General features: G+C 63.9%; 17 protein-coding genes and 1 pseudogene. 17 read left to right on the top strand and 1 reads right to left on the bottom strand.

Features of this window, described 5'->3' with window-relative positions; genetic code table 11:
• From O2807_02830 to O2807_02810, 5 genes are all read left to right on the top strand, one after another.
• The coding region (locus O2807_02830) for a hypothetical protein (protein MDA0999440.1) at positions 1–354 on the top strand (354 nt) is incomplete at its 5' end.
• Positions 355–380: 26 nt separating this feature from the next.
• Positions 381–1,331, top strand: a complete 951-nt coding sequence (locus O2807_02825; GenBank protein MDA0999439.1) for an MBL fold metallo-hydrolase — start codon at positions 381–383, stop codon at positions 1,329–1,331.
• 181 nt (positions 1,332–1,512) lie between these two features.
• Positions 1,513–2,520 carry an amidohydrolase family protein gene (locus O2807_02820; GenBank protein ID MDA0999438.1) on the top strand — a complete coding sequence of 336 codons (1,008 nt, stop codon included), beginning with the start codon at positions 1,513–1,515 and terminating at the stop codon, positions 2,518–2,520.
• Between the two features lie 90 nt (positions 2,521–2,610).
• Entirely contained in the window at positions 2,611–2,916 is a 306-nt protein-coding gene (locus O2807_02815; protein MDA0999437.1) for a nitrile hydratase subunit beta, read from the top strand.
• A gap of 37 nt (positions 2,917–2,953) precedes the next feature.
• Positions 2,954–3,703 carry a nitrile hydratase subunit alpha gene (locus O2807_02810; protein ID MDA0999436.1) on the top strand — a complete coding sequence of 250 codons (750 nt, stop codon included), beginning with the start codon at positions 2,954–2,956 and terminating at the stop codon, positions 3,701–3,703.
• A 551-nt stretch (positions 3,704–4,254) separates the two neighbouring features.
• Here O2807_02810 and O2807_02805 read toward each other — a convergent pair.
• Positions 4,255–5,517, bottom strand: coding sequence for an MFS transporter (locus O2807_02805; protein ID MDA0999435.1), 1,263 nt, complete (start codon positions 5,515–5,517; stop codon positions 4,255–4,257).
• Between the two features lie 154 nt (positions 5,518–5,671).
• Here O2807_02805 and O2807_02800 point away from each other — a divergent pair, with 154 nt between their 5' ends.
• From O2807_02800 to O2807_02745, 12 genes and pseudogenes are all read left to right on the top strand, one after another.
• Positions 5,672–6,541 (top strand): DMT family transporter, encoded by an 870-nt coding sequence (locus tag O2807_02800; protein MDA0999434.1) that lies wholly within the window; start codon positions 5,672–5,674, stop codon positions 6,539–6,541.
• A gap of 103 nt (positions 6,542–6,644) precedes the next feature.
• Complete coding sequence (locus O2807_02795; GenBank protein MDA0999433.1) at positions 6,645–7,307, top strand: tetratricopeptide repeat protein; 663 nt, start codon at positions 6,645–6,647, stop codon at positions 7,305–7,307.
• A 128-nt stretch (positions 7,308–7,435) separates the two neighbouring features.
• Positions 7,436–7,849, top strand: a complete 414-nt coding sequence (locus O2807_02790; protein MDA0999432.1) for an NADH-quinone oxidoreductase subunit A — start codon at positions 7,436–7,438, stop codon at positions 7,847–7,849.
• Positions 7,840–8,289: pseudogene (locus O2807_02785) on the top strand (NADH-quinone oxidoreductase subunit B). Before O2807_02790 ends, O2807_02785 begins: the two are co-directional and overlap by 10 nt.
• A gap of 161 nt (positions 8,290–8,450) precedes the next feature.
• The gene (locus tag O2807_02780) at positions 8,451–9,008 is read left to right on the top strand and encodes an NADH-quinone oxidoreductase subunit C (protein ID MDA0999431.1); all 558 of its coding nucleotides are present in this window, start codon (positions 8,451–8,453) and stop codon (positions 9,006–9,008) included.
• Positions 9,009–9,041: 33 nt separating this feature from the next.
• Positions 9,042–10,265 carry an NADH dehydrogenase (quinone) subunit D gene (gene nuoD, locus O2807_02775; GenBank protein ID MDA0999430.1) on the top strand — a complete coding sequence of 408 codons (1,224 nt, stop codon included), beginning with the start codon at positions 9,042–9,044 and terminating at the stop codon, positions 10,263–10,265.
• Between the two features lie 21 nt (positions 10,266–10,286).
• Positions 10,287–10,922, top strand: coding sequence for an NAD(P)H-dependent oxidoreductase subunit E (locus O2807_02770; GenBank protein ID MDA0999429.1), 636 nt, complete (start codon positions 10,287–10,289; stop codon positions 10,920–10,922).
• 6 nt (positions 10,923–10,928) lie between these two features.
• Positions 10,929–12,227 carry an NADH-quinone oxidoreductase subunit NuoF gene (gene nuoF / locus O2807_02765; GenBank protein MDA0999428.1) on the top strand — a complete coding sequence of 433 codons (1,299 nt, stop codon included), beginning with the start codon at positions 10,929–10,931 and terminating at the stop codon, positions 12,225–12,227.
• Between the two features lie 7 nt (positions 12,228–12,234).
• Positions 12,235–14,796, top strand: a complete 2,562-nt coding sequence (nuoG, locus tag O2807_02760) for an NADH-quinone oxidoreductase subunit NuoG (protein MDA0999427.1) — start codon at positions 12,235–12,237, stop codon at positions 14,794–14,796.
• Positions 14,797–15,780 carry an NADH-quinone oxidoreductase subunit NuoH gene (nuoH, locus tag O2807_02755; protein ID MDA0999426.1) on the top strand — a complete coding sequence of 328 codons (984 nt, stop codon included), beginning with the start codon at positions 14,797–14,799 and terminating at the stop codon, positions 15,778–15,780.
• A gap of 38 nt (positions 15,781–15,818) precedes the next feature.
• On the top strand, positions 15,819–16,298 hold the full coding sequence (nuoI, locus tag O2807_02750) for an NADH-quinone oxidoreductase subunit NuoI (protein ID MDA0999425.1): 480 nt from the start codon (positions 15,819–15,821) through the stop codon (positions 16,296–16,298).
• 48 nt (positions 16,299–16,346) lie between these two features.
• On the top strand, positions 16,347–16,865 hold the full coding sequence (locus O2807_02745; protein MDA0999424.1) for an NADH-quinone oxidoreductase subunit J: 519 nt from the start codon (positions 16,347–16,349) through the stop codon (positions 16,863–16,865).
• The last annotated feature ends 101 nt before the right edge of the window (positions 16,866–16,966 follow it).

Below are 16,966 nucleotides of genomic sequence, written 5' to 3'. Positions count from 1 at the left end.
CCCCTGGCCGGCAGTGCGCTGGCCATTACGGGCCAGGTGATTGTGGCGCCCGGCCTCGCCGATAAGGCCAAGGGCAAGCCCGTCCTCTACCTGATCGCCCGTGACTTCCAGTCGGGGCGGACCATGGCGGTCGTGCGGATCGCGAACCCCCGGTTTCCGCTTTCGTTCCGCATCTCTCAGGAAAATGTCATGATGCCCGGGGTGCCCTTTGCCGGGAATATGCGGCTCATCGCCCGCCTCGACAGCGACGGCAGCGCGGGGCCGGTTCAGCCGGGGGACATGGAGAACACCGCGCCGGTCGGGGCGGCCGTGGGCGAGAAGGACGTGAAGATCACGATCGACAAGATGTATTGAGCAGGGGCGCATCGGGAGGATCGGGGATGAGCGCGGCGGACGGAAAACCAAAAAGAAAATGGCTGGCGTGGGATGATTTCCCCAGGGGGTTTACACCCTTTTTTCTGGACCCGACGGGGGCGGATCTCCAGGTCAAGGAAATGTCGCCGGGCGTCTATGCGCTGCTCTCCACCATCCCGAACGTGGACAACACCGGCTTCGTCGTGGGGGAGAAGGGCGTCCTCGTCGTGGACGCGCACATCAACCTGGCGATGGCGCAGATCATCCAGAAGCGGATCCGCGAGGTGACCGACAAGCCCCTGCTCTATCTGGTGAACTCGAACTACCACGGCGATCACACCTTCGGGAACTGCGCGTTTCCGAAAGAGATCGCCGTCATCCAGCATCGCAAAACGGCCGAACTTGTCCCCTACATGGACGAGGAGAAGAAGTTTCTCTTCCCCTGCGTGGGCGAGAAGCCCGAGGTGTTCGAGGGGGTGGAGCTGCGCCTTCCCGATCTGGTCTTCGACGACTACATGCGGATCGATCTGGGCGGGCGCATCGTCGAGCTGCATCACTTCGGCCCGGCCAACACCCCGGGCGATACCATCACCTATGTCCCCGAGGCCCGGGTGGCCTGGACGGGCAACATGACGGGCGGGAATCTGGTCATCCCGCTCGAGAGCGACGCCCCCACCTACCTGAATTCCATCTCGCGGATGGCCCAGGCCCTCGAGCTCGATCACCTCATCCCGGCGCACAACCAGATCTCCTCCCCAAACCTGCTCGGCGGCTACATGCAGTACCTGGGCGAGGTGGTGAACGCGGTGCGCCATGCGCTGAGCGATGGCCTGTCCCTCGCCGAGGCGATGGATCGGATCTCCCTCGACATGGGCGCGCCCTACGCCCCGGCGCCGGACCATCCCCGGCTCGCCTTTTTCCGGGACCTTCACGCCTACAACGTCCAGAAGACCTACCAGACGCTCCAGGGAAAGTGAGCGAACCGGAAAACCGCGAGAGGCAAGAAAACCGCGCGAAGTAAAAGGCGGGGCCCGTTTGGCCCGCCTTTTTTCGTGGAAGCCGCTTGGCGGGAAGGGGCGGAAAGGGGGATAATCACGCCTTCTGATATTTCCATTCTTTTGCCGGACGCCTTGCGAAGCCGGATGAAGGAGAGACTGCGTGATCATCGATCCCCATGCCCACATCGCACCCGAGAGCTTCATCGAAGAAGTCCGTGCCGGTAAGTTCGGCTCCGCCCTTTCCATCAAGTCCGGCAAGAGCTGGGAGCTGCTCGTCACCAAGACGACGGTGCTCGGCCAGGAGCGGGTGCACGAAAACCCCCTGCCGAAGGAGACCTACGACCTCGCCCTGCGCCTCGAGCACATGAAGAACATGAACGTGGACCGGCAGATCCTCTCGGTCGTGCCGCCGTGTTTCTACTATGCGCTTGACGCGGGGCTGAACAAGGACATCGCGGCGGCCTTCAACGATGCCCTGATCAGCATCGCGAAGGCCGACCCCGGTCATTTCTCGTGCATGGCGACCGTGCCGCTGCAGGACCCGCCCGCGGCGGCCGCCGAGCTCGAGCGCGCCGTGGGCCTCGGGCACATCGGGGTGGAGATCGGCTCGAACGTGGCCGGGATGAACCTGGATGATCGCTCCCTCGATGTGTTCTGGGGCAAGGCGGTCTCGCTGGATGTTCCCATCTTCATCCATCCGACCGATGTGGTGGGGGTGAACGATCGCCTGAAGGACTACTACCTTCGCAATTTCATCGGAAACCCGCTCGACACGACCATCGCCGCCGCCTGCATCATCTTCGGCGGGGTGTTCGACCGCTTCCCGGACCTGAAGATTCTTCTTTCGCACATGGGCGGCTACACCCCCTGGATCCGCGGGAGGTGGCAGCACGGCTACGGCGAGCGCGAGGAGCCCAAGGTGAACGGCGCGAAAGCCCCCGAGAACTACATCCAGAAGTTCTATTACGACACCATCATTCACAACCCCGACGGCCTCGAATTCGGGGTGAAGACGCTGGGCGCCGACATCGTTCTCTACGGCACGGATTACCCCTTCGACATGGGAAATCTGGGCCCGGCGGAGAAAATCCCCGGGCTCTCGCGCCTTTCGGCGGATGTTCAGAAAAAGATCCTCTCCGGGAACACCGAGCGCCTGTACAAGCTCTAGACGGGTTGGGATATAAGCTCTAGACAGACCGGAAGCGGGGGGGCAAAATTCAGGTGTTTCCATTCGCTCCGGCCCATCTGCTGCCGGAAGATGACACCGCAGGAGAGAACCATGGACACGAAATTCAAGGTGGGCGATCCGGTTCGCGTGAAGCACAAGTTTCCGCCGGGCCACATCCGCACGCCGCTCTACCTCCGCGGGAAGAGCGGGGTGATTGACCGCTACTTCGGCAGGTTCCGCAATCCCGAAGATCTGGCCTACGGCAAGGACGGCCTTCCGCTCTGCGAACTCTACTGGGTGAAATTCCCCCTGAACGGTTTGTGGGATCACAATCCGGGCAAGGACGCGGATTCGGTGGTTGTCGAGATTTTTGAGCATTGGCTCGATCCGGCCTAGGGGCGAGCTTTTTCCATCCGACAATTCGAGGTCAAACATGGTCACGACGAACGATCCGAACCACTACTTCGAGCACCGGGGGCGGGGAGGCGGCCACGATCACGGCCACGATCATGGCGAGGGCGGCCACGATCATGGCCATTCCCACGAGGAAGACCCCGTCGAGCGCGTCGAGCACGAGCTCGATTACTTCCAGGTGCGCACGGCCGCGCTCATCAACCTGCTGCGCGAAAAGGGCATTCTCACGATTGACGAGGTGCGCCGCGAGGTCGAGGTGATCTACTCCCAGACCCCGGCCATCGGATCGCGCGTCGTCGCCCGCGCCTGGACCGACCCGGCGTTCAAGGAAAGACTCCTGACCGACGCGGCCGCCGCCTGCCTGGAACTCGGCATCGACACCACCGCCATCGACCACCTGGTCGCCATCGAGAACACCGACAAGGTGCACTACATGGTGGTCTGCACGCTGTGCTCGTGCTATCCGCGGGCGCTGCTCGGCCAGCCGCCGACCTGGTACAAGAGCTTCCCCTACCGCAGCAAGGCGGTGACCGATCCCCACGGCGCCCTCGCCGATCTGGGCTACACGCCGCCGAAGGGTGTCGAGCTTCGGGTCGTGGACAGCACGGCGGACTGCCGCTTCCTGATCATTCCGCGCCGGCCGCGGGGCACCGAGGGCTGGAGCGAGGAGAAGCTGGCGCAGATCGTGGTCCGCGATTCCATGATCGGGTGCGCCGACGCCCTCACCCCCGAGGAGTTCGAGGCCGGAAAGGGCGCGCTCGTCGGCTAGGTTTTTCCCCCGGGCGGGCCATCCCAGACGGCGGAGGGGCGGAAGCGTCCCTCCGTTTTTTTTTGAGGATGTCGTTATGAACGATGAGACGGTGGCGAGCTAGCCCGCGCGCGATCCGAATCTCCCCGCATTTTCTGCACAGGCTTTTCCCTCCCCATGTGCGAGAGTGGAGCCCGTCGCCGGGCTGGGCGAAAGGGGGCCGGCGGAGCGATTGCGCGATACGGCGCGAATTTTGGGGAGTGGGTCAGTTTGTCTGTATTTCTTGTCATTCCGAGTGCTGGAGGTGCAAGGAATCTGCTTTTCCACAGCAGATTCCTCAGTCGCTTCGCTCCTTCGGAATGACACCGCTGATCCATTGTGCAAACTGACCCACTGCCGAATTTTGAGCGCTGGCGGGGCGATGGCGGGATGCTGCGGGATAATGCGGGTTTTTTTGAGAGCGGGATGCTGCGGGCTAATGCGGGAGTTTTCGCGCGTTGGGGATGAGACATGAACGACGAGCGGGCAGCGGTCATCAGGAAGTGGGGGAGATTTTTTCCTGAAGCAGGAGGCTACCGCGTCTGAAAGCGCGAGAGCGCTCCGGCGAAAACCGCGCCGAGCAGATAAAAGCCCGCGATGACGAGAAAGCCCGCCCGGTATCCCCCGGTCCGATCGAAGAGATAGCCGGTCGCGAAAGGGCCCGCCGCGCCGAAGATCGAAAAGGCCATGTTGACGAGGTCGTTCATCCTCCCGAAGCCCGGCCCCGAGAAGTGATCGGCCAGCAGGGCCGATGTCGTGGGCCGGATCATCCCCAGGGCCACCCCCGCGAGCGCGACCCCCGCGTAGATTTGCAGGAGGGGTGCGCCCGCGCCGAAGAGGGCGAGCAGGCACGCGGCGAGGCTTCCGATCAAGGCGCCGGTGATGAAGGTGGGTCCCCTTCCAATCCGATCCGAGAGGCCGCTGATCAGGTTTCCCGCCACGAGAAAGCCGCCCCCGATCGCGAACAAAACGGCGCTTTCCGGGGCGGAGAAGCCGTAGGAGCGGGCCAGGGGGACGGTGTGGACGATGGTGGAGGCGAAGACGTAGGCCACCGCCCCGAATGTCCCGGCGAGATAGAAAAAGCGGAGGCTGAGCGCGCTTCTTTTGTCCGGGGAAGAAACTTCGGCGGGCCGGGTTTCGCCGGCGCCGGGGGGTGTCTCTTCCCTATGGAGAAAGGGCGCGTCCGGCACGGTGCCTTTGTCGCGCGGGTGATCGCGCTGGAAGATCGCCGTGACGGGCAGGGTGAACAACAGCACGAAGGCGGCCATCGCGAGGTAGCTGTACCGCCAGCCGAGCGCGCCGATGAGAACGGGCGTCGCCAGGTTGAGGATAGGCGCGAATCCCTGGGAGGTGTTCGAGATGCCCATCGCCATCCCGCGCTTTCGCACGAACCAGTTGGAGATGGCGACGACCTGGGGAACGTAGGTCGCGGCGATCATGCCGGCCGAGAGGAAGAAGTACATCAGGTAGAAAACGAAAAGGGAGTGGATGAAGGGGCCGATCAGCAAGGCGGCGCCCGCGATGAGGACGCCGAGCGACATCGTTTTGCGGACGCCCCATTTTTCGGTCAGCCAGCCGAAGAAGTAGGCGGTGGCCGCCTGGCCGATGAGCGAGGCCGAAAACGCGCCCGAGGACTGCGCCCGGCTCCAGCCGAACTCCGCTTCCAGCGAGGGAATAAAAAAGCCGAGCGAGCTGCGCACCGCGCTCAGGGTGGTGATGGCGATGAACACGACCGCCAGCACCACCCAGCCGTACCAGAGATAGGGGCGCGATGGCGGGGAAGCGGCTGAGGTCAAGGCGGAATCCTTTTTCGGCGAAAAGATTTTCCCGAAGATAGCACGCTGGCGGCAGATCTGACTTCCCGGGCCGGAGGCGTTTCTTGTCAGGAGATAGGACGGGGCGTAGAACGGATCGGCGGGGAATCGGCCGAAACGAACAAGGAGGCGGGCGGTGGATTGGGTTTTCTTGTCGCTGGTGTCGGGGCTTGCCCAGGCGTCTCGGAACGCCGCGATGAAGCACCTGGGCCACAGCCTCGATGAGTACATCAGCGTGCTGGGCCGCTTCCTTTTTATTCTTCCCTTCGCGGCGGTGCCGCTTCTCTGGGAAGGGGTGCCGGAGCTCAAGCCGGGCTTTTACTGGGCGTGTTTCTTTTTCGCCATCAGCCAGACGGCGGCCACGCTGTTTCTCTCGAAGGCGCTTTTGTACGGGGACATCACCCGGGTCGGCCCCCTGTGGAAGACCTCGCTGATCTGGCTGGTCGTCTTCGCGTTCTTCATGCTGGGGGAGACGCCCTCTCTCATAGGGCTGGCGGGGATCGGCTTGACGGTGGCGGGCGTTTATCTTCTCAACATCACCCGGATGCGCCTTTCCCCGCTGGAGCCGATCCGGGCGCTTTTCGTGGACAAGGGACAGCGCTACGCGCTGATCTCGGCGGTGCTCTATGCACCCTCGGTCGCGACGTTCAAGTGGGCGGTGCTCACCTCGAATACCCCCTTCGCCACGGTGGGCACCTACGCGGCGGCCGCGCTTTGTGCCTTTCCGGTGGTGGCCCGCTATTCCTCCACGCATTTTTCCCAGATGTCCCGGCACTGGAAAAGTTTTTTCCTGCTGGGTCTGTTCGCCGCCCTGACGAGCCTGAGCCAGGGAGAGGCCTACCGGATTCAGCTTTCCTCCTATGTGGAGTCGGTCAAGCAGATGGAGATCTTTTTCGCGATGGCGCTGGGCTATTTCCTGTTCGGGGAGCGCGAGGGTATCCGGGAGGCGGTAGGGGGCGGCGCTGTCATTTTTCTGGGGGTCGTCCTTCTCATCTTGTGGGGGTAATCTACGGCGTGGAGGACCCGCCACGGCGGACTGGGCGGCCGGAGGAGTGAATTTAGTTAAAGCCAATATATTCAATGTATTATATGATTTTGAGGAGGCGGCTATGCAGAACATGAGATGGAAAGCCCTTTGCCTGAGCGCCTTTTTGGGGTTGGCCCTTGGGTTGGCCGCGGGACCCGCCGCCCAGGGCGCTCCGGCTTCCAGCCCCTTGGAAAGGCTGAAGGACCCCCGGCCCTCGGTCCGCATTGATGCGGCAAAAGCCATTGGGGGCAAAGGATTATTCGCCCATACCCCGGAGCTGGCCGCCCTATTGCGCGACCCGGATCCCGCCGTCCGGGAAGCCGCCCACGCCGCGCTCTGGCAAATCTGGATGCGCTCTGGCAATCCCGAGCTTGATCGCCTGATGGCACGGGGGGTGGCCCGGATGGAGACGGGGGATTTGCGGGGCGCCATCCTGGATTTCGCGGAGATCATCCGCCGCGATAGGGGGTTTCCCGAGGGATGGAACAAGCGTGCGACAGCCTACTATCTGGCCGGGAAGTACCGCGAGTCCATCGCGGACTGCCGACAGGTACTGTCACTCAATCCCTTTCACGTGGGGGCGCTTTTCGGTCTGGGGCTGAACTATGTTGGGCTGGGCGATCTGGAGAACGCTGTCGAGGCTTTTGAGCGCACGCTCGCGGTTCATCCCTACTCGGAGGGCGCACGCCGCTATATCGGCGCGCTCCAGGAGGCCCTTCGCAAGCAGCGGGAGAGGGAACTTTAGCCGCGATGCGGGCGATTCTCGAATCGCCTTGAAATTCGCGGATTTTCCAGAACAATCGGCCCCGGAATTGTTGACACCCAGGGAGTGCCTTCGTAAGATGCGCTTCGTTGTGAATCTGGGCGATTCTGATGGTTCTATCAGGCGAAAGGGCCATCGGTCGCCATTTTTTGGGATGGGGCCGGGCTGTGCTTCGTGAATATCTGCCGATTTTCATTCTGGTGGGGATCGCCGCCAGTTTTGCCGTTGTGAGCCTTGCGGTGTCCTTCATGATGGGCCGCCGCAAACCCACCGTTCAAAAAGGCATGGCCTATGAATGCGGCATCGTGTCGGAGACGAGCGCCCACGGGCGTTTTTCCGTCAAGTTTTTTCTCGTGGCCATGTTGTTCATCGTGTTCGACGTGGAGGCCATCTTCCTTTTTCCCTGGGCGGTGAGTTTTCGGGAGATGGGGACGTACGGTTTTTTTGTGATACTTCCCTTCATGGCGCTGCTGGTGGCGAGCCTGGCCTATGAATGGAAGCGCGGAGCTCTCGAATGGGACTAGAGGAGCTCATTGAAGGTCAGGTGGTACTGGGCCGCGCGGCCGATGTGATCAAGTGGGCCCGCAAGAACAGCCTCTGGCCCGCGCTCTTCGGGCTGGCCTGTTGCGCCATCGAGATGATGGCGGCCTCGGCGAGCAAGTACGACATTGCCCGTTTTGGAGCGGAAGTTTTCCGCGCCTCACCCCGCCAGGCGGACTTGATGATTGTCGCAGGACGCGTGTCGAGAAAAATGGCGCCCGTCCTCCGGCAGATCTACGATCAGATGCCCGAGCCCAAATGGGTGATTTCGATGGGTGCTTGTGCGTCCACGGGAGGGATTTTCAACAATTACGCGTTGGTCCAGGGCGTTGATGAAATTGTGCCGGTGGACATCTACGTGCCGGGCTGCCCGCCCCGTCCCGAAACCCTCATTGATGGCATTCTGAAACTTCAGAAAAAAATCGAGTCCCAGGCGCTCTACCGCGGCGGCGGCACCGAACCAAAAAAAATGGCGAGCTAGACCGCCGCGCTTTTGGGAAGGCGAGTAGCGGCACCAGCGGGAGAGCGTCTCAGAATTGAATTCCTCGCGGCATTCGCATGGGCGCTGCGGGTGGATGCCGGAAGGTGGGCAAGGTGGAAGAAGAGCTTTCCAGAAAAGATGGTGTGGACGCGGCGGACCCGGACGCCGAAGCCCTTCGCGCGAAGCTGGGCGAGGGGTTTGTCTCCGTCCGCGCGCACCGCGGACAGGTGACGGCCGAGGTGTCTCCGTCCGCTTTGCGGGAGGCGGCCCGCCTCTTGCTGGAGGTGCGCGGGTTCTCTTTGCTGAGCCATGTTTCCGGTGTGGACTGCCTCGAGCTTCCGGCCCCGCGCCGCTTCAAGGTGGTTTACGACCTGCTGGACCTGGGCCGGGCGAAGCGCTTCCGGCTGGAGGTTTTCTGCGAAGACGATCTGGCCCCGGCCGTGCCGAGCGTCGGGGACATCTGGCCCGCGGCGCTCGCGCACGAGTGTGAGGCCTACGACATGGTGGGAATCCGCTTCGAGGGACATCCGGCCCTCGAGCGCATTCTCACACCCGAGGGTTTTGAAGGATATCCCCACCGGAAGGATTTCGACATCGGAAGAGAGCCGGTGGAGTTCACGTTCAGGGAAACGCCGCTAGGGAAGCCCGCGGCGAAGGACTAGCCCGCCGGCTTCCGGCGGACGCAGGAGCCCACCATGGCTGCAGAGGCCCCGCGAATCATCGAGCATGATCCGGATCTTCTCGGTCCCATCCGCACCGAGACGATGACCCTGAACATGGGCCCGCAGCATCCGAGCACCCACGGCGTGCTCCGGCTCGAGATGGAACTCGAGGGCGAGACCGTTCTCTCCTGCAAACCCGTCATCGGCTACCTCCACACCGGCATCGAGAAAAGCATGGAGGGGAGGACCTACAACAAAGCCCTCCCGATGACCGACCGGATGGACTACCTCGCGCCGATGTCGAACAATCTGGGCTATGTGCTGGCGGTGGAAAAGCTTCTCGGTATGGAAGTGCCCCGCCGGTGCCAGTACCTCCGGGTGCTCCTCGCCGAGCTCACGCGGATCGGCAGCCACCTCGTCTGGCTCGGCACCCACGGCCTCGATATCGGCGCCATGACGGTTTTTCTCTACTGCTTCCGCGAGCGCGAAGCGCTCCTCAAGATTTTCGAGAAGGTGTCCGGGGTCCGGATGATGACCAGCTACTTCCGCGTGGGCGGCGTCGCGCGCGAGCCCTATCCCGAGTTTTACGGCGAGTGCCGGGCATTTCTCGATCAGTTTCCCGACCGGGTGGATGAGTATGAGGAGCTGTTGACCGAAAATCCGATCTACAAGCGCCGCAGCCAGGGGGTTTGCCCGATCTCGGCCGAGAAGGCGCTGGCCTACGGCGTGACCGGCCCGCTGCTTCGCGCCTGCGGGGTGGACTACGACATCCGCAAGAAAGAGCCCTACCTGGCCTACGGCGATTTCAATTTCACGGTTCCGCTCGGCGAAAACGGCGATGTCTACGATCGCTACCGCGTGCGGATCGCCGAGATGCGCGAGTCCCGGAAGATCGCCCTTCAGGCCTTGGCGGGGATGCCCGAGGGGCCCCTGATGGCCGATGACCCCAAGGTGGTTCCCCCGCCCAAGGAGCAGCTCTCCCACGACATGGAAGCCCTGATCCACCACTTCAAGATATTCACCGAGGGCTACGACGTCCCGGCGGGCGAGGTGTACCAGGCCATCGAATCCCCCCGGGGAGAGATCGGCTACTACATCATCAGCGACGGGAGCCCCAGCCCCTACAAGGTGAAGGTGCGGGCGCCCAGTTTTGCGAATCTGTTTGCGCTTTCCGAAATGGTGGTGGGCAGCCTGTTGGGCGATGCCGTCGCCGCCATCGGGAGCATTGATATCGTTCTCGGCGAGATCGACCGCTAGATTCAGACGAGGGAGCGTGTTTTGAGCGAAGGCCGTTTTTCCTACGCGCTGCAGATGAAAGGGTTCGCGTTCACCCCCGAGAACCGGGCCGAGTTGGATCGCATCATCGCCAAATACCCCATCAGGCGCTCGGCCCTGATCCCGGCCCTGCAGCTGGCCCAGAAGCAGGCGGGCTACCTCACCCGGGATGCGATGCAGCACGTCGCTGAAATCTTCGGCATCTCCCCGATGGAAGTCTGGGGGGTGGTGAGCTTTTACACTATGCTCAAGACGAAGCCGATCGGCGCGTTCCACTTCCAGCTTTGCTCGAACCTCCCCTGCGCGCTGCTCGGAGCGGCGGGGGTGCTGCGTCAGCTGGAGCGGCGGCTCGGGTGCAAGGCGGGCGAGACGCGCGCGGACGGGAAGTATTCGATCGAAAAGATGGAATGCCTCGGCGCCTGCGGCGGCGCCCCCTGCCTGCAGGTGAACGAGGATTATTTCGAGAACGTCACCCCCGGGATGCTGGACGGCATCATCGGGGCGATAGAGAAGGGCGAGCCGCTCCGGCCGATCGGGGCCGATGAGGCCGGCTCGCCGCGCGAGGAACAGCCGGCCGCCGTCGCGGCGGACGGGGGAGAAGCAAAAAGCGCCGACGATTCGGCGAATGAAGGAGTGTAGCCGCAGATGGCACTGGTGATGGAAAAGATCGTGACGGGCCGCTTCGGCAACCCCGAGGCCGCGACCCTCGCCGGCTATGAAGCCGACGGCGGCTACGCGGCGATCAAAAAAATTCTGGGGGAGACCGATCCGGCCGATGTCATCGAGACGGTCAAGGCCTCCGGCCTGCGCGGCCGCGGCGGGGCGGGTTTCCCGTGCGGCCTCAAGTGGAGCTTCGTGCCCCAGATAGAGGGGCCGAAGTACCTGGCGGTGAACGCGGACGAGGGCGAGCCGGGCACCTTCAAGGATCGGGAGCTGATGCTGCGCGATCCGCACCAGCTCATCGAGGGCATCCTGATCGCCTGCTACGCCGTCGGCATCGAGAAGGCCTACATCTACATCCGCGGGGAGTTCGTCGCCCCCTGGCGCGCGGTCGAGCACGCCCTCACGGAGGCCTACGAGAAGGGCTACATCGGGGAGAACATTCTGGGCAGTGGTTTTTCCTGCGACATCTACGCCCACCGCGGGGCCGGGGCCTACATCTGCGGGGAGGAGACCGGGCTGCTCGAATCGCTCGAGGGCAAGCGCGGCCACCCGCGGCTGAAGCCGCCCTTCCCGGCGGTGGTCGGCCTCTACGGGCGGCCCACCGTCATCAACAACGTCGAGACGCTCTCGAACCTCCCGCACATCATCAACAAAGGGTCCGAGTGGTTCGCCGGGATCGGCATTGACGAGAAGAACACCGGCACGCGGATGTACTGCGTCTCGGGCCACGTGGAAAAGCCGGGCCTCTACGAGCTTCCCCTCGGGCTGACCTGCGCAGAGATCATCGAGGAGCACTGCGGCGGCATCCGCGGCGGGAGAAAGCTCAAGGCGGTGATTCCAGGCGGGGCGAGCGCGCCCTGCCTCACGGCCAAGGAAGTCTACGAGGACAAGATCAAGATGGACTTTGACTCCCTCGCCCGAGCCGGAAGCATGGGTGGCAGCGGGGGCGTCATCGTCATGGACGAGACCACCTGCATGGTGCAGGCTGCGCAACGGCTCGCGCTTTTCTTCGAGCACGAATCATGCGGTCAGTGCTCGGTCTGCCGCGAGGGGACGGGCTGGGTGGCCCAGATCATCAGCCGGATCGAGAACGGGCTGGGCCAGCCGGACGATCTGGCCACGCTGGGTTCGATCGATCCCAACATGCGGGGGAACACCATCTGCGTGCTCTCGGATGCGTGCGCCATGATGTTCGGCGCGTTCGTCAATAAATTCCGCGGCGAATTTCAGGAACACATTGACCGCGGGCGGTGCCCGCACGACAGCCCCTATCCGGGTTGAGGGTGAGATGTCCGATCAGGAAATTAAATTTACGCTGAACGATCGGGAGATGACGGCCCGCAAGGGCGAAACCATCCTCGCGGCGGCGCTCCGCGCGGGCGTTCATATTCCGCACTTTTGCTACCACAAGTATCTCTCGGTGGTGGGCCAGTGCCGGGCCTGCTTGGTCGAGGTGCTCGACGCGGGGGGCGGCAATCCCATACCGAAGCTGCAGACCTCCTGCTCGATGCCGCCGGCCGAGGGCATGGTGGTGAGTTCCCTCACCCCGCGCGTGGATGCGGCCCAGGAGGGTGTCTTCGAGTTCCTCCTCAAGAACCACCCGCTCGATTGCCCGGTCTGCGATCAGGGCGGGGAGTGCCCGCTTCAGGATCAGACCATGGCCTACGGCAAGGCGATCAGCCGCACCCACGAGAAGCGGCGCATCTATCCCGAGAAAGAGATCAGCGCCTACATCCAACCGGAGATGAACCGGTGCGTGCACTGCACCCGCTGCATCCGCTACACCCAGGAGATCGACGGCGGGGGCGAGTTCGGCTGGGCCCACCGCGGGGACCGGACCGAGGTCGGCATCTTCGAGTCGCTCCCCCTGACCAGCATCGTCTCGGGGAACGTGATCGACATCTGCCCGGTGGGGGCGTTGACCGACAACAAGTACCGCTTCACCGCCCGCGTCTGGGAGATGAACAAGGTGGAAGGGCCCTGCACCCTGTGCAGCGTGGGCTGCCGCCAGCAGGTCTGGACCATGGACGGAATGGTGAAGCGGGTGACCGCCGGGGAGAACGAGCGGGTCAACGACAGTTGGATCTGCGATGTGGGCCGTTTCGGCTGGAGCGCCAACCACGCCCCCGCGCGCATCACCCAGCCCATGATCCGGAGGGAAGGCGCCCTCCAGCCCGTCGGCTGGGCGGAAGCCTACGCGGAAGCCGCGGCGCGCCTTTTGAAAGTGAAGGAAGAGGGCGGCGGCGCCATCGCGGCCCTCGGCGGAGCGGGCGCCACGAACGAGGCCGCCTTCCAGTTCGGCGCCTTCGTCCGCACCGTTCTCGGCAGCCCGCACGTTGATTGCAGGCTCCATCCGAGGGACGCCGCCCAGAGCGAAGCCCAAAGGGCCGCGCTTGGCGGCTTCGGCGGACACGGGGGGATTGAAAACATCGGCAAAGCGAAAGCGGTGCTTCTCATCGGCGCAGACCCCTTCGAGGAACACCCCATCCTCGCCCTCCAGGCCCGCAAGGCCCACGGCGGCGGCGCGGTCCTGATCAGCCTCCATCCGCGGCGGATCGATCTGCGGGTGCAGGGGCGGATGATCCATCTCAATCCCCTTCCGGGCGAGGAGATGCGCGCCCTGCGGGCGCTGGCCGGGACGCTGATCGGCGCGGGCGCGGCGCCGGATGGAGAAGGGGCAAAGGCATATCAAAAGGCGGTGAAAGGAGCCGACACGGCGGCGCTTTGCCGCGAGGCGGACATGGACCCCGAGTCGATCGCAGAGGCCGCCCGCGCGCTCCGCCCCGAGGGGGGAGGCGTAGTGGTCGTGGTGGGGCCCGGCGTGCAGGATCCGGCTACGGCGGCCGAGGCGGTGAATCTCTCGCTCCTTCTGGGGGCCGACCTCTTGTTTGCCGCATCGGGAGCGAACCTTCAGGGTGCCCTCGACATGGGGCTGCACCCGGAGGGGCTCCCGCCGGCGGCTTGCGCGGCGGTCTGGCGCCGGGATCTCCCGCAGGAAAAGGGTCTCCCCGCGGCGGAGATTCTGGATGGCCTCGCCGAGAAGAAGTTGAGGGCGATCTATCTGCTCGGGTGCGATCCGATTACGGAGGCGGCCGACGCCGGTGCGGCTCGCCGCGCGCTCGAGGCGGCCGGACTGGTGATCCTCCACGCGGCGCACACGTGCGCGAGCATGGAGTATGCCGACATCGTTCTCCCCGCCCCCTCGCTCTACGAAGAGGAGGGGACGATCACGAATCTAGAACGGCGGGTGCAGACGCTGCGCCGGGCCCTGCGCCCCGCGCTCGATCGGCTTCTGCCGGAGACGTGGAAGGTGTTCGGGGAAATCGCCCGGGCGATGGGGCACCCGATGCGGGCCGGGAGCCTGGATCAGATCAAGGTACAGATGCGCGAGCTGGTGCCGGACTATGCCGGGGCGGTCGGGCGTCTGCCGGAGAGCGGCGTGCACCTGAGGCGCGAAGCGAAAAAAGTATATCAGTCCGCGGCGCTCCCCCCGGCTTCGGCGGCGGGCGGCGGCCTTCGGCTCGTGCTCGCGCCAACGCTCTGGCTTTCGGGGGCCGCGGTTTCGGCAGCCTTCCATCTTTCCGACATGCCGGGGGCGGCCCTGCGGCTCGCCCCGCCCGATGCGGAGGCCGCCGGCCTCGTGCACGGGGAGGTGGCGGAGTTCGAGATGGGCGGAGAGATCTTTCGCCTTCCCGTCCGGGTGGACGTGTCGCTCCCGGCGGGACTGGCCTGGGCGCCCGAGGGCGCACTCCGGGCGCTGGGCGGAGGGGCGCTGGACCCGGCGGCGGGCGGCGCCCGCGGAGTGGAGATCCGGGTGCGCGCGGCGGCGGCCGTGGGGGCGGAGGCCTAGATGATCGATCTGGCTGTGATCCTCATCAAGGTGGTCGTGGTCTTCTTCGGGCTTTTGCTTCTGGCGGCCTACATGACCTGGATGGAGCGGCGGGTGTTCGGCCTGTTGCAGGTGCGCTATGGGCCGAACCGCGTCGGCCCGGCGGGCCTTTTGCAGCCCATTGCCGACGGCATCAAGCTCATGTTCAAGGAGTCCCTCATCCCGGCGCAGGCCGATAAGGCGATCTATCTTCTGGCGCCGATCGTGACGCTGATTCCGGCGATGTCGGCGATGGCGGTGGTTCCCTTCGGGGACTCGATCACCGTTCTCGGCCGGAAGGTGGATTTGGTGATCGCCGATGTGAACGTCGGCATCCTGTACATCTTCGCGCTGGCGGGCATCGGCATCTACGGGATCGTCCTGGCGGGCTGGGCCTCGAACAGCAAGTATCCTCTGCTGGGCGGACTGCGCTCCTCGGCCCAGATGATCAGCTACGAGCTCTCGATGGGCCTCTCGCTTCTGGGCGTCATCATGATCTCGGGGACGCTCAGCCTCAAGGGGATCGTGGCGGCGCAGGCGGATCTGCCCTTCATCGTTCTGCAGCCGGTGGGGTTTTTGATCTTCCTCATCTGCATGGTTGCCGAGACGAACCGCGCGCCCTTCGATCTTCCCGAGGCGGAGAGCGAGCTGACGGCGGGGTTTCACACCGAGTACAGCAGCATGGGCTTCGCCATGTTCTTCCTCGCCGAGTATTGCAACATGATCACGCTCTCGGCGGTGGGGGCGACATTTTTCCTGGGCGGATGGCGGGGGCCTTTCTTTCCCTCGGTCGTCTGGTTCCTGCTCAAGGTGCTGCTGTTCATGTTCTTTTTCATGTGGCTTCGCGCGACGACGCCGCGCCTGCGGTATGATCAATTGATGGGTTTCGGGTGGAAGGTGCTCCTTCCGCTTTCGATTTTAAACGTGATTGCCACGGCGGGCGTGATTGCGTTCCTGGGGCTTTAGCCGGCCGCTCCGGGCCGGATAATGAAGAGGTAAGGCCTATGCTGGGCGAAATCTGCAGAGGGATGTGGCTCACGCTCAAGCACGCTTTCAAGAACCGCGAGACGGTGCAGTACCCCGAAGAGAAGGAAGAGATGCCGAAGGGCTACCGGGGGCTCCACAAGCTCCTCCTCTGGGAGGACGGCTTGGAGCGCTGCGTCGGCTGCAAGCTCTGCTCGGCGGCCTGCCCGGTGGACTGCATCTACGTGGATTCGGAGGAAAACGATCCGGCGAATCCCACCTCGAAGGGGGAGCGTTTCGCCCGCATCTACGAGATCAACGAGCTGCGCTGCATCTTTTGCGGATATTGCGAGGAAGCATGTCCGGTCGGGGCAATCGTGCTCGGAAGCGAGTATGAATTCTGTCAGGACGATCGGGACAAGTTCCTCTACGCGAAAAAAGATCTGCTCGTGAAGACGCCGGATGAGGTGCCGGAGTTGCAGCACCGCTACGACGAAAAGAAGCTGCTGACCTACGTTTAACCCAAGGAAGCCGGGGCGGGCCCGGCCGTAAGCAAAAAGGAAAGAATGGTGGCCGGGCAAGTTTTCTTTTATTTTCTCGGAGTGATCACGATTGCCGGCGCGGTGGGCGTGGTGGCGCTGCCGAGTCCGCTGCACGGCGTCCTCAGCCTGATCCTGTGTTTTTTGGGGCTCGCCGGGCTTTATCTGACCCTGGGCGCGGAGTTTATCGCGGCCGTTCAGGTGGTGATCTACGCCGGGGCCATCATGGTGCTTTTCCTGTTCGTCATCATGCTGCTCAACCTCGGGCGCGAGGAGCGCCAGGTGCTCCAGCTTCCGGTGCAAAAACTCGCCGGGGTGGTAGCCGCGCTGGCGATTTTCGTTTTGCTTCTCAATGTCGTGGCCGCGCGGAATGCCGTAACCGGCGCCGCCGGGGCGTATCCGGCCGAAAAAATTGCGGAGATTGGCAATACCCAGCTGCTCGGGAAGCTTCTCTTTTCGCAGTACATGCTTCCCTTCCAGGCGATGGGGGTTCTTTTGTTCGTGGGGGTCATCGGCGCCGTCGTGCTGGCGCGCCGGCGGACGCGGTAGCGCGGCGGATGGAGGCGTAACGTGGGACCGGTGAATCACTATTTGATTCTAAGCGCGGCGCTCTTCACCCTGGGGGTGATCGGCGTGGTCGTGCGCCGGAA

The organism is bacterium (assembly GCA_027622355.1).
Lineage (GTDB): Bacteria > UBA8248 > UBA8248 > UBA8248 > UBA8248 > JAQBZT01.
This window is presented reverse-complemented; position numbering and strand designations above follow the sequence as displayed.